Source organism: Nocardia tenerifensis NBRC 101015, assembly GCF_000308715.1.
Classification (GTDB): domain Bacteria; phylum Actinomycetota; class Actinomycetes; order Mycobacteriales; family Mycobacteriaceae; genus Nocardia; species Nocardia tenerifensis.
The window spans coordinates 1-12,626 of sequence record NZ_BAGH01000071.1 but is presented as its reverse complement, the minus strand read 5'-3'; the positions used below and the strand labels follow the sequence as shown (position 1 = coordinate 12,626).

Below are 12,626 nucleotides of genomic sequence, written 5' to 3'. Positions count from 1 at the left end.
GCGCGGCAGCTCCGGGAAACGCGGTGGCCGGGCGGCGAATGGGCCAGCCTCGCGTAGCGAGCCCGTGGGGGGTGGTGGCCGGGAGGCGGGTGGGCAGGCATCGCAGGGCGATTCGGGGAAGAGTGGGCGGGCCTCTCGTGGCGACTCCGCTCAGCGGACCTACGGCGGCGTCTCCGCCGACGAGCGGCGGGCGCAGCGGCGCGCGGCCTTGCTGGCCGCCGCGCTGGAGATCATCGGCACGCAGGGGCTGGCCAAGCTCACGGTCTCGGGGCTGTGCGCGGAGGCCGGACTCAACGAGCGGTATTACTACGAGAGCTTCGACAGTCGCGAGGCCGTGCTGACCGCGCTCATCGACGCGATCGCCGAGGAACTCGCAATCGCGATCGTGGCGGCGGTCGGGACCGCGCCGAAGGACCCGCGAGAAACGGCGCGCGCCGCCATCGCGGCGGGCATCCACGTGCTCACCGATGACCCGCGAAAAGCGAAGGTGGCGCTGGTCGCGGGCATGGCGACGCCGGAGTTGCGCACGCGCACCACGGAAACGGTGCGGGTGTTCGCGCGCATGGTCGCCGCCGAGGGCATCGACTTCTACGGTATCGACGATCCGGATTCCGACCCCGCGATCGACTTCCGGGCCAACTATCTCGTCGGCGGCCTGGTGCAGACGCTCACCGCGTGGTTGCAGGGCGAGTTGTCGCTCACCCGCGACGAGCTGATCGAGCACACCACCGACGTATTCGTCTTGCTCGGTGAGGATTTGGCGCGGCGACTCACCTGACGCCGCCGCCGTCCGCCAGGTCGAGCGAGACCTCGTGCAAGCCGGTCGACTCCCCCTGCAGGACAACGCGGAACGGGACGCCCTTGCGCGCCCAGTAATCCGCGCAGTCGCGCATCGCCTCGGCGAGCCAGTCCCGCTCGGCCGGCTCATCGGCCAGCAGATATACCGAATCACGCACCACGACAACGTATCCCGTGCCGTCGCCGACGAAATCGTCCAGATCACGCAGACATTCGTCGAAGGCATCTTTGTTCTCGCCGAAGTAGTACGGGAACTGCAAGGCCGAGGCCACCTCGTCGAACAGCCGCGCGACGGTGCGCATCTTCGTGCCGCGCAGTTCGCGCACCACATAGCCGGACGGGGCACGGTAGCGCACGCCGCTCAGCTCGGCGGCGTCGACGAGTGCCGCCCCGAACACCGGCGCGGCACTCCGCTGCGCGCCGGTCTCGAGATCGACCGGGCGAGCGAGGAACTGCGACAACGGCATCACCTTGGTCATCAGCGCATCCTCGTGAAGGTCTCGTAGTGGTCCCCCGTATACCAAGCCGATCCGTCGCTGCCGGTGACGATGCGCTCGGCATCCCTGGATCGGCCGCGCTGCTTCGGGTTCACATCCCACTCCCGGTACGTGATCGATTTGCCCGCAGCGTCTTCGGCGGCCAGCGTGCCCGCCCGATTCATCCAGGGGTCGCCGCCCTTGGTGCCCGGCGCGTTCGCCGAATCGGGCCAGCGACCAGCGTCGATCTCGCGCAGGGTGTCGTAGGCGTTGGCGGGCACGCCCGGTGCGCGGGTAGGCGATGACGCCTCAGACGGTTTCGGTGCGGCCCCGGACGGCTTCGGCGCAACCTCGGACGGCTTCGGCGCACTGGCTGCGGGTGCCCCGCCGGTGCTGACCGCACCGCTGGTAACGCGGGCCGTCGTGGTCGCCCGGCCGTCATCGTCGCCGCCACGCAGGCCGAGGACGACGACCACCACCAGCGCGAGCGCAACCGCACCCAGACCGGCGAGCACACGAATCACTTTCGGTGACAAGCTCATCGGTACTGCACCGTGACCGGCGCGTGGTCGGACCAGCGCTGGTCGTAGGCGGCGGCCCGCTCCACGACCGCCTGCTTGGCGCGCGCCGCGAGCTCGCCCAGGGCGAGCTGATAATCGATGCGCCACCGGATCGACTCGGCCCTACAAACACTAGAATCACCCTTGAACAGGGAGGGAACCGAGATGCAGACCCCGTTACGCGCCTTGCTTGTGGCGAGGCTATCCGTCATGACTGACGAATCTACGTCACCAGCTCGTCAGCTAGAGCATGGACGTAACACCATGCTCGCTCGTGGATGGACGGAGGCAGGGACAGCGACCGACCTGGACGTGTCAGCCACCAAGTACTCACCGTTCGACCGGCCGGAACTGGGCGACTGGCTGAAGAACCGGACGCATGAATTCGACGTGATCGTGGTGTGGAGGCTTGACCGCCTGGTGCGGTCGTCCAAAGACCTCGCTGACTTGCTTTCCTGGTGCGAAGGTAACGGCAAGTCGCTGGTATCGACTACCGAAGGTTTCGACCTGAGCACACCTTTTGGCAAAGCAATGGCGGCAATCATCGCTGCCCTCGGCGAACTAGAGGCGGGCACGCTCGCAACACGCGTAAAAGATTCACATACCGCATTACGGAAAATGGACCGTTGGCCCGGAGGCCAGCCACCGTACGGTTACAGGATCGTTGATCACCCTCGCGCCGGTAAGACTCTCGAAATAGATCCGATCTCGTCTAAGGCCGTTCGAGTCATGGGCGAAATGACTATCGCCGGTAAATCCCAGTGGGAAATAGCCGCTCAGCTAACGGCAGACGGCTTCCCCACACCGGCTAGGTACTACCACAAAGAGGGCGCAAACCGTAAGACTAAGGTCTCGGACATCTGGAATCAGTCTAGTGTAGGAAAGATTCTTAAATCTCCGGCTACGCAGGGGTTCAAGCTCACTGGTCGCTCAGTTAAGGAACGCAGGCTTGCCCGTGGCGGAGACGGAATGCCTATCCGGTACACGCCTAAGGGCATATTCACGGATGCAGAATGGAACGAAATCCAAGAAATTCTACGGAGCCGCTCCCGCACTCGAGAACGTTCCCACGGCGCTTCTCCACTTCTCGGCATCGTCTATTGCCACGGATGCAAAGACAGGCTATATCGAGTCGTGAACTCGAACCCGAACGGCAAGACGTACTCCTACTACCGGTGCATGCCGAAAACCGGCAAGCCGAAGTGCCCCGGCGCTACGTTCCTAGAATCCGCTGTGCAACAACTTGTAGACAAACTGGTAAACGGTACATTCTCTAAACTTCCAGTTACCGAGCGTCGCTTTGTTCCGGGCGAAGATCACACCGATGAACTCGAAGCCGTTACCCGCGCAATGACCAGCATCAGGGACGAGCACGATTTGGGCTTTTACGACTACGAAGGCGGGCGAGACGATTACCGCGAGCGCCTGGCTGCCCTGGTGGAAAAGAGAAAGCTTCTAGAATCGCTTCCCCATCGGGAAGCAGAGTACATCGATGAACCGACCGGTGAAACCCATTCCGAAGCGTATAAGCGGATGAATCCCGAGGAACGCCGCATCTTACTAATGAAGGCAGGCATCAAAATCTACATCGCGAGCATCAATCCTGATCGTATCGACGTAGAACTTCCGGTGAAACAGATCAAAGATGCCCTAAGCGTGCCGGACGGTGCACATCCGATGGACGCTCTATTTAAGCTAATGACCGACGGAGGCATTGTTGGCATTACGTCGTCTAGCGACTTCCTTACGATCAAGCATCGGGACGGCTCGGCTCTAGTTTTCGACGCAAATACTGGCGAACCGCTCGCACTTGATGACGCATAACTTGAAATCCACGGGGTATATGACAACAGCCCTGGGGTTGACCGGCGAGGCGCGGGAAAAGAGATCAACCGACCGCTGACGCCGGAAGAGAAGGAGTTGGCGCGGGAGCCGTTTCCTGGTTGGAACGAGTGGGCTTGGGAGAACCGGGAGAAAGCGAGAGCGATGCAAGACGAAGATGAATAACGGCTCTGTCGGTACTGCGGCCCCCTCCATCGGTGGGGGCCGTTGCCGTTGGAGGGCTAGCCAGAGCGGCCCGCGTAGACGGCTCTGTTTGCCCCTGTGAGCGCTTAATAAGGTTCAGGGGTACGTAAACACCCCTGGTGTCGGTGAGGGCCGGTACGGTGGCTGTCGTGAGTTGCTAGTGAAGGGGTGGGATCGTGTTCGAGTCGGATGTGTTGGCGCTTGCGCTGGCAGTGGTGAAGCCGGGCGGTAAGGCCCGGTTACTCAATGAGAACAACTTGGCCGATGATTCGGGTTGGGTGCCGGTCGCGGATGCGGTGGAGTCGGGCCGGGCGTTCTTCGTAGAGGTGAAGTCGACGCTTGCGGCGTTCGATTTGGACACTCCGGAATTGGTGGAATCCGGCGAGCGTGTTCGGGAATGGGCAGAGGCGGAGGGTTTGCCGACGCTGTTGGTTTCTTCGGGTCGGGAAGATCACCGGCACCTTTATATCCGTACCGAGGATCGCGACCGGGTGAACCAGTGTGCGATTGCGTTCGGTGTTCTGAAATCCGCTCACCGTAAAGCGATTCGTCCGCCGTTGGCTCCGCACCGATTAGGGCTGCAAACGGCGCTCATTGCGCCGCAGACAGTCGAAGAAGCGTTAGGGGTACTTGGACCCTCGGAATACGACGAGCCGCGCTACAGGGAGCGGCCCGCGTGGCTGGTGTCATTGATCAGCGAAGGCGACACCGGAGGTAAATACGCGGGGCGTTCTCAGATGGCATTAGCGGTAGCATCTGGCCTTCGTCGTTGCGGATACAGGTTCGAGCATTTCCGTGGAGTGATGACGAATCATAGGAACGGCTGTAGCGCGAAGTATTTCGCGCTTGCTGGTGGCGAGGGCACCGAGGACCCAGAAGCGTTTCTTGTCCGGGTGTGGGACAAGTCAGCCGATCAGCTGACGCCGAAACAGATTGTTGCCAAACTCGATAATGTCCGGGCTCAGATAATGGTCGCACCGTGGAGAGGAAAGACCGGGAGCACCGATCGGTCGGTCATGCTGGCGTTGTGCGAGCTGGGGACTACGTCGGCGACAACAGCTTTGGCGTTCGGGTCACGGCGTATCGCTGAGGTGGCTCAGGTTCAAGACAAGACAGCGCGTAAAGCGCTGGGTCGGTTGGTTGATGCCGGTTGGTTGATCCGGGTGAAGGCATCCCGATTGGGGGATGCCGACACGTACCGGTTCGGACCGGAGGTGGACAGAATGACCGCACTTAACTCGTCCCCCCATATAGGTAAAAGAACTATATGGTGTACTAATGACCAAATCGATAATGACCGGGTGTTGATGCACCCGGTGTTCCGTAATGGGTCTGGACTCGGCAAAAACCGAGGACAGACGTGGTTGATATTGAAGAACGGTGGCCGTCCGATGACGGCCCCGGAGATTGCTGCCGTGGTCGACGGGAACCGCCGAACCGTTGATCGTCACTTGACCGTGCTGGCAAAGCACGGGTTGGCTGTGAAGACCGGTAGTAGGTGGGAGGCCGCTGGGGACTCCCACTGTTTGGATCAGTTGGCTATCGAGTTGGGAACTATCGACCGGGCTGTCCGGCAGGTCGAGCAGAACGAACGGAACCGGGAGGGGTTCCGTACCAAGATGCGATTGGATGGCGCACGCCAAGAAGGTGCGCCGGAAGATGATCCTGAGTTTCAGCGGCAATTCGAGGAACACCTAGCGGAGCAACAGCGCCGCGCCCACGAAGAGGAAATACGGCAGATGGGCTTAGCCAAGGCACTGGGGCTACCCGAGTATGGGTAGTGCCGTGTTCGTCGCGTAGAAACGAAAATAGCCCCCGTTTCGGCGGGGGCTATCTCGTGTCTATCGGTTAGTTCTCCGACAGGTACCGGTACACGGTCGCTCGTGAGCAACCGAGCATCTTCGCGATATCGGGGGCAGTGATGCCCTTGGCCTTCAACTGCCGAGCCTTGGCAGCGTCGGCGTCGTCCACCTTGCGGGGCCGACCGCCCTTGCGCCCGTTGGCGGCTGCCGCTGCCAGTCCGGCGCGGGTGCGTTCGATCATGGTGTCTCGTTCGAGTTGGGCGAATGCTGCCATCACGGTCAGCATCGCTTTGCCCATCGGTCCGTCTGTGTGCAATCCCTCGGTGAGGGAACGGAATCCGATTCCACGGTCGGTCAGTTGCTCGATGAGCTGGAGTACGTGAACCGTGTTCCGGCCCAACCTGTCGAGCTTCCACACGGTGAGCACGTCACCCTCGCGGAGATGATCCAAGCAAGCATCGAGTTCGGGTCGCTGAGCCTTGGAGCCGGACACTCCGTGGTCCGTGAAGATCCGTTGTGCCCCTGCGGCGTTCAACGCGTCGAGTTGCAACTGTGGGTCTTGATCGGTGGTGCTCACTCGTGCGTAGCCGATGATCGCCATGTTCCCCGCCTGTCTCATAATGCCGTTGGTTGAACGGTTTTGAGACTACGGGTTTTGAGACGGGTTTTCAAGACGGATTCCGAGACTGTTTCTCAAGGACGACGAACCGACCAGCCGACGCCGGTCTCAGTCGCAACAACCGATCGTTTGTGAGACACCCGCATGGGTGGGGGTAGGACCCATCGCACTGTCCGTGGTCAGTCCTCAGGCATACGGGCCAATCTCCCCCCGCGCTGGAATACCGGGGTGCCGGTACGCCCCTCCCTCCGCCTTGGCGGCCCACCCTCAGGCAATACGGGCCGATTTCACCGGAGACGGGGGGAGGGGGTAGATGTTGGCACGGGTGGCCCGCCTTCGGGTGCCTGCCTGCGGGCAGGGGCGTTCGGCGTCGGATGAGCTTCGCACTGTGGCAGTGGGTTCCGTCCGGGGAGGACTTCTGTCCGCACCGCTACCAGTCGGCCGTCAGCGGGTCATCTAGACCCCCGTACCACCCCAGGGGCGTTTGCCCGCGCCCCCGGTCTCGGGATCGGCACGTTATGCGGCTCCCCGGACGTGTACGGGTTATCAGGCTTTCGTTACCTAAGCCTCTGCTGTTCGGAGCATGTTTCCGGAGGGTCGGAACGATCGCGAATCGAGATCGTTGATTCGCTGCTGAACGATCACCGGTCGCGGGACTGTCCTCGGTCGCGGCCTTGGGTCTGACCGGTACCGCCACGTTCGACATTCGGTGCGTGTCCGGGTGGCTCCCGCACCGCTGCGTGCGGGTCGTGGGCCTGTCCCAGCAATCCCAGCCGTACGGCCTCCGGCACCCGAGCTTGATTCAGCATCTCTCGAAACGCCGCGTCTTGAACCCGTTGGGCCTCGGCCTGCGTTCTCGCGGTTGCCTCGCGTGCTTCGCGCTCGGCCCTGGCGCGTGCGGCTTCGGCCGATTCACGTTCCGGGGTGTTCTTTTCGAGCGACAAGGGATTGTATCCGAATTGTTTCTGAACATTTCGGATAGCCGATTCAGCCGCTTCGCGCGCCACTCGGTCACGCTCGGTTTCCGGGGCCGAAAGTGCCCTATCGGTAGACTTAGAAACCGGCTGCACTGGTTCCCGTTGCATTAATTGCTCATACGTGGGAAATTCTCGTGCCGCCTGCACAGCTGCTGCCCGTTCAGCGGCTTGTACTCGCTCGCGGTCTCGCTCCTCCTTCGCGCGTTCACGCTGCCGCTTCTGCTCTTCCCTGTCTCGTGCTCGGGCTTCTTTTTCCTTGGCCCGCTTCTGTTTCTCCAAGTGCTTGCTGATAGTGAGCGCGGTACGCCGCTGTTCACGAGAGACCTCTTGTACGTTGAATTGACGTCCCCACTTCTGTTTCATTTCCTGGAGCTTGTCTAATACTTCGCGGTCCACGCGGGCACCCTGAACGATCGTCCAATCGACTCGACCACCGGCCGCCATGAAGCGCTCATCTTTTTCGAGCTGCGGTAAGGCTTTTTCCTTATCGACTCTTCCAGCCTTGTATTCGTGCCCCCTCTGCGCCTTCTCGCTGAATACGTCGTGGTATCGCGCTCCGCGATCCGTAACGATCCGCACTTCTTTTTGGTAGCCCCGCTCAAGGGTTTGACCATTGAGTAGTGCCATACCATCGCGAAACCGTGTGCCTACGTCGCGAGAACGCTTCCATCGCTCCCTGGCCTTGAGGTATCCCTTACGGTCGCGGGCGTTGAGTCCTTTGAACCACTTTCCGTCGACGTATCGGGTGTACTCCGCTTCTAGCCTGTCGTTCCATTCGTACCCCATTGGCCCCCCTGAGCCCGGTGCAGCTTAGATAATCAGTCTTTAAGCCATTCGGCCATAGGCGGCCGACCGGCAGTAACCCACTCGCGGTATGTTTCAAGACTGTTGGAAAAAATCCCCGAGAGGTAGTCACCCCATTGCCGATCTACCGTCGCGGTAATCAGGTTTCCCGTGTCGAGGTAGACGTCTGTCCATTCGTGTCGGATCACAGGACCGAAATCCTTGTATCGGTCTCCGCCCATGCTCGGCACGTTGAACCAAGCTCCCTCGAAGTTTCTGCGAAATACTTCTCCGATAAACCGACTCAATTGATCGGCTACAGTCGCATTCTGCGGCCGATCGACTTCGTCCATGTCGTGGAAATGATCCAAGATGTACCGCTCGGCTTGATCGAGACCTCCGGCCGACCAAGGATTATCCGACATGTCCGGAACGGTTTCATTCAGGAACGCGTCAAGCTGCGCGTTCATATTCTCCGGTGCCAGCCATTCCAGCCATTTCGGGTCTTGCTGGTCCCGCTCGATCTGTTCGAGTTCTGCTTTCGTGTACGGCCGGAAGCCACCCATATTATTACCCCTTCTCGTTGTGGTCAGAACCGTTCAGTGTCGCGCTTGTCGTGGTCACGGTACAAGCCACTCACGACACCGACCCGTCTTTCAGGCGTGCGGGGCGAAGTCGGCGCGATCGTCTACGACCCGCGTACCAATCCACGGGCAGCGGCCCGGCACCGTCCCGTCATGCTGGCCGATCTTCCCCTCTACCAACGGAACCAGCCCGGTACAGAACATCGAAGGGCAAGCGACCTTCAGCATTTCGCCCGTGACCGGGTCAAACATCGCGACCCCTTTGCACTGGGACACCTTGACCCACGGACCTCCTCCACATGCACACTTCGTCGTCATAGCTACGCTCCTAACGGGTTTGGTTGATCGGTCGTATCCAGCAGTGCGGCCCAATAGTCATGACGCACTGCGTTCCATAGGTCACCGTGACGGGGGAACGCCTCGCGGGCTTCCCACAGATTCGTCAAGCCGTCGAGAATCACCAGCCCTGGTATCTCGCACGGGAGTCGTGTACCGCTAGGCCACCGGTAGGCCGGTGAGGAATCGGCCCGGTTCACGATGTGGAGCACCTGGCAGTCGTGGCCTACCAGTCGCCACGTCGCCATCTTGCGGTCGTCCGGGGACGTGGTGGTACGGAACCGATCTCGGCGCATCCCCCAACCTCCCCAGCATCGACTACGGCTTAGTACGCCCAGCCCTGGGAGTTCCGAAGTCTTCGTGCTCAGGGCCTGCAATAACCCTGACCTCGATGCACTCTCAACGGAACCGGGTTAGTGTTCGCATGTGTTCGCAGAATCGGACGTGACCGGTCATCTGCTGCGAGAGCTGCGGATGGTTATGGGCGTCGGCCTGCGTCAGATGTCGCGCAAGACTCGTTTCAGCTACGGCTATCTCTCCGATATCGAGAACGGCAAGCGGCCTGTTCCTCCGGCTGTGATCGCCGCGTACCGCGATGTGCTCGGTAACGATCCAGTGTTGGACGTAGAGCGTTTGACGGCGACGATGGCCGATCCGTCGTTGGTGGGAGTCTCAGCGCTCGAGGACATCTCGGTGATCCTCCAAAGGACCAGGCGGCTCGAAGACCAGATCGGGACGGCTCTGGTCATTCCAGCGGTTCGCGGGATAGACGGCGCGGCAAGGGCTTTGGTTTCCGCTGACGGTGCCTCGCTAGCATCTGAGGTAGCCACATATCGGGGGTGGCTTGAACATGTAGCGGGCAACTTCACGCTTGCCGACAAGGCACTCACCGATGCCGCGAAACTAGCCGAAGAATCCGGGGATGCCTCGCTGGTCGAACACGCCTTGTCGTTCTTGGCCTACACGGCGTGGCACCGTGGGGACTCTGCCCGCGCAAACGACGTGACAGAGGCCGCAATCCGGGTACCGAAAGCTCACCCGGTCCTAGGTGCCTACGACCGGTATCAGCAAGCCGAATTGCTTGCGGCACAAGGTGACCGTTCCAGAGCTGTCCGTGCCCTTCACAGAGCCGACAAGGCGGCAGAATCCACAGATGGGCTAGACCTGCCCCGACACGGGTATTGGTATGTCGAGGGGTTCTGGGGCGTGCAACGCGGCGTCGTGCTGTCCCTACTCGGACGCGAGTCTGAAGCCGTACGGGAGGCCACGGCCGGAGTCGCGGCCCTACCTACGGAGTTCCAACACGCCGAATGGCTCGGCATCATGCTCAACCGGATCTGCCCAGAGATGACCATCACCTGATCTTTGGTCAGGTGATACATGCGAGTCAGACAGCGGCTCACCTATCTTCTGGGCAAATTGCACGGTGACTGGGGCATGATCCGACCAACGCTCGGCGTATGTCGCTGCACGCTCCACCCGTGCCGTGATCGCGCGTGATGCGATACCCTGTGTTGCGAAAACCGCGTCGATGCGCCACCCGGTGTCGTTGTCGAAGGCACGGCCGCGGTAGGACCACCAGCTGTAGGGGCCGTCGACGGCGGGATGCAGCCGGCGCACCACGTCGACGTAGCCGACGGCGAGCAGCCCGTCGATCCAGGCTCGCTCCTCGGGGAGGAACCCGGCCGACTTCAGGTTGCCCTTCCAGTTCTTCAGGTCGCGTTCGGTGTGCGCGATGTTCCAGTCGCCGCTCACCACGAAGTCGCCGGTGCGGGCGGTGAGGTAGGCGCCGAGTTCGGCCATGTACCGGTACTTTTCGTCCTGGCGCGGGGTGCCCGCGTCCCCGGAGTGCACGTACACGCTGGCGACCGTCACCGCGTCGAAGTCGGCCTCGATATACCGGCCCGACGCGCCGAACTCGCTGCTGCCGAAGCCGATTCGAACCGCGTCCGGTTCGCGCCGGGACAGGATCGCGACTCCGGCCCGGCCCTTGGACTCCGGCTCCGCGTGCGCCAGGCACCAGCCGTCGGCCAGCGCGGGCGCGAGGGCGGCTCTGGTCTGCTCGTCGGTAGCCCTCGTCTCTTGGACGCAGACGATGTCGGCCTCCGTCGCCGCGAGCCAGGCGAGCATGCCTTTGCCCGCCGCCGCGCGCACGCCGTTCACGTTCACTGTCGAGATGATGTTGGCCACCGCACGACCGTACAATGCTGGTCAGATGAATTCCCTCGGACACCGCCGTCCAGGAAAGGGTGATGACGATGCCGTCTGACACCGCCAAGTCCGCCGCCGCACAACGCGCCACGAGCGCCGCGCGAACGCGGGGCAGGTCCAAGCCCGAACTACCCAAGGCGGTCAAGGCTTTACACCTGGGCTCCGGCGACCCGCTGCTCCTGTTGCACGGCTTCATGATGTCGCCGCACAGCTGGGAGCAGACCGCGACGCGGCTGGCGAGTCAGTGCGAGGTGTACGCGCCCGCGTTCGCGGGGCACTGGGGCGGCGAGCTCGCGGACGGCTGGTCGGTCGACGTGCCCGCACTGGCCGACCGCATCGAAGACCACCTGGACGAACTCGGCTGGCGCACCTGCCATATCGCGGGCAACTCGCTCGGCGGCTGGGTCGGCGTCGAACTCGCGCGGCGCGGCCGGGCGCGCACGCTCACGCTCGTCGCCCCGGCGGGCGGCTGGCACGCGCCCTCGCTCACTCAGCTGCGGGTCAGCCTGAAGTTCCTGTCCATGATCCCGCTCATCGAAATCGGTAAGCGGCTGGGCGGTTTCGCGGTCAACAACGTCGTCGCCCAGCGCGTCGCGCTGCTACTGCTCAGCAAGAACGCGTCCGCGGTCGCGCGCCGCGACGCCGCCGCCGCGATCATGGCCGCCCTGCACTGTCCGTCCATGCTGCCGTTGATCGTCAGCAGCATGCGCGGCCCCGCGCAGGAGAACCTGTCCACGGTGGCGACGCCGGTGCGATTGCTGCTGTCCGAGTACGACCGCATCCTGCCCAACCGCGTTTACGCGCGCCGCTATCTGAAGGAACTGCCCGAGTCCGCCGACCGCATCGTCGTGCACGGCGTCGGACACGTCCCGATGCTGGAGGCGCCGGACCGGATCGCGACCCTCATCGCCGAGCACGTGTACGCCAGCCGCAACCGTCTTCGCGCGGTCTGAGGCACGGGATATCCACAGGTCAGAGAGTTATCCACAGATACGACAAAGCCCTCGATCTCGTTCACGCCGCCGCCTACTGTTTCGAGGCATGGGGACCACTCAAACCGACCGCGTGATGCATCAGCTCCGCGGCGATGTCGACGCACTGTACGAGCTCAGCGGCAAGACCAACGCCGAGGTCGCCAAGACCGGCAGCCTGGTCCATGGCATCGACAAACGGCTACAACGGCTGGAGTCGACGTGCGGCCGCCAGTTCGGTGTCCTCCTCGCCACCCATCGCCAACACAACCACCGCATGAATCGCATGGAGTCGCTGCTCGGTGAGGTGTCGACACAGGTGAACCACCTGACACCACTTCACGCGCGGGTAGACGAAGTCGCCGAACAAGTCGGCCACCTCGCCCCACTCCCCGCACGAGTGGACGAACTCGCCCAACAAGTCGGCCACCTCGCCCCACTCCCCGCACGAGTGGACGAACTCGCCCAACAAGTCGGCCACCTC

Annotated in this window: 11 protein-coding genes and 2 pseudogenes; 6 read left to right on the top strand and 7 right to left on the bottom strand. The window is 62.5% G+C overall.

Features of this window, described 5'->3' with window-relative positions; translation table 11 throughout:
- On the top strand, nucleotides 1-778 hold a 778-nt coding region (locus ON39_RS05905; RefSeq protein ID WP_255219233.1), incomplete at its 5' end, for a TetR/AcrR family transcriptional regulator.
- Here ON39_RS05905 and ON39_RS05900 read toward each other — a convergent pair.
- The 3 genes and pseudogenes from ON39_RS05900 to ON39_RS48480 all read right to left on the bottom strand — a co-directional run.
- Nucleotides 771-1,277 carry a barstar family protein gene (locus tag ON39_RS05900; RefSeq protein ID WP_040731936.1) on the bottom strand — a complete coding sequence of 169 codons (507 nt, stop codon included), beginning with the start codon at nucleotides 1,275-1,277 and terminating at the stop codon, nucleotides 771-773. The genes ON39_RS05905 and ON39_RS05900 overlap by 8 nt on opposite strands.
- Complete coding sequence (locus tag ON39_RS05895; RefSeq protein ID WP_040731933.1) at nucleotides 1,277-1,816, bottom strand: guanyl-specific ribonuclease; 540 nt, start codon at nucleotides 1,814-1,816, stop codon at nucleotides 1,277-1,279. The genes ON39_RS05900 and ON39_RS05895 overlap by 1 nt, the downstream gene beginning before the upstream one ends.
- Nucleotides 1,813-1,941, bottom strand: a pseudogene (locus ON39_RS48480) (exodeoxyribonuclease III); the annotation flags it as partial. The gene ON39_RS05895 and the pseudogene ON39_RS48480, both read right to left, overlap by 4 nt.
- 103 nt (nucleotides 1,942-2,044) lie before the next feature.
- Between ON39_RS48480 and ON39_RS46995 the strand changes: the two are divergent.
- Both ON39_RS46995 and ON39_RS48475 read left to right on the top strand, forming a co-directional pair.
- The gene (locus tag ON39_RS46995) at nucleotides 2,045-3,658 is read left to right on the top strand and encodes a recombinase family protein (protein WP_169335862.1); all 1,614 of its coding nucleotides are present in this window, start codon (nucleotides 2,045-2,047) and stop codon (nucleotides 3,656-3,658) included.
- Between the two features lie 377 nt (nucleotides 3,659-4,035).
- Nucleotides 4,036-5,640, top strand: a complete 1,605-nt coding sequence (locus ON39_RS48475) for a helix-turn-helix domain-containing protein (RefSeq protein WP_110293478.1) — start codon at nucleotides 4,036-4,038, stop codon at nucleotides 5,638-5,640.
- A gap of 67 nt (nucleotides 5,641-5,707) precedes the next feature.
- Here the strand turns inward: ON39_RS48475 and ON39_RS05875 are convergent, their stop codons facing one another.
- The 3 genes from ON39_RS05875 to ON39_RS05860 form a co-directional block, all read right to left on the bottom strand.
- Complete coding sequence (locus ON39_RS05875; RefSeq protein ID WP_040731922.1) at nucleotides 5,708-6,262, bottom strand: recombinase family protein; 555 nt, start codon at nucleotides 6,260-6,262, stop codon at nucleotides 5,708-5,710.
- A 659-nt stretch (nucleotides 6,263-6,921) separates the two neighbouring features.
- Nucleotides 6,922-8,043, bottom strand: coding sequence for a hypothetical protein (locus ON39_RS48470; protein WP_146251070.1), 1,122 nt, complete (start codon nucleotides 8,041-8,043; stop codon nucleotides 6,922-6,924).
- A 32-nt stretch (nucleotides 8,044-8,075) separates the two neighbouring features.
- Nucleotides 8,076-8,606: a hypothetical protein gene (locus ON39_RS05860; RefSeq protein WP_040731918.1), complete on the bottom strand. Its 531-nt coding sequence runs from the start codon at nucleotides 8,604-8,606 to the stop codon at nucleotides 8,076-8,078.
- A 780-nt stretch (nucleotides 8,607-9,386) separates the two neighbouring features.
- On the opposite strand from ON39_RS05860, the gene ON39_RS46990 reads away from it, so the two are divergent.
- Nucleotides 9,387-10,322 (top strand): NsdA family TPR-like regulatory protein, encoded by a 936-nt coding sequence (locus tag ON39_RS46990; protein WP_083894266.1) that lies wholly within the window; start codon nucleotides 9,387-9,389, stop codon nucleotides 10,320-10,322.
- A 54-nt stretch (nucleotides 10,323-10,376) separates the two neighbouring features.
- Here the strand turns inward: ON39_RS46990 and ON39_RS05850 are convergent.
- Nucleotides 10,377-11,090: pseudogene (locus tag ON39_RS05850) on the bottom strand (exodeoxyribonuclease III); the annotation flags it as partial.
- A gap of 122 nt (nucleotides 11,091-11,212) precedes the next feature.
- Between ON39_RS05850 and ephH the strand changes: the two are divergent.
- On the top strand, nucleotides 11,213-12,124 hold the full coding sequence (gene ephH, locus ON39_RS05845; RefSeq protein ID WP_040731914.1) for an epoxide hydrolase EphH: 912 nt from the start codon (nucleotides 11,213-11,215) through the stop codon (nucleotides 12,122-12,124).
- Nucleotides 12,125-12,212: 88 nt separating this feature from the next.
- On the top strand, nucleotides 12,213-12,626 hold a 414-nt coding region (locus ON39_RS05840; RefSeq protein WP_040731912.1), incomplete at its 3' end, for a hypothetical protein.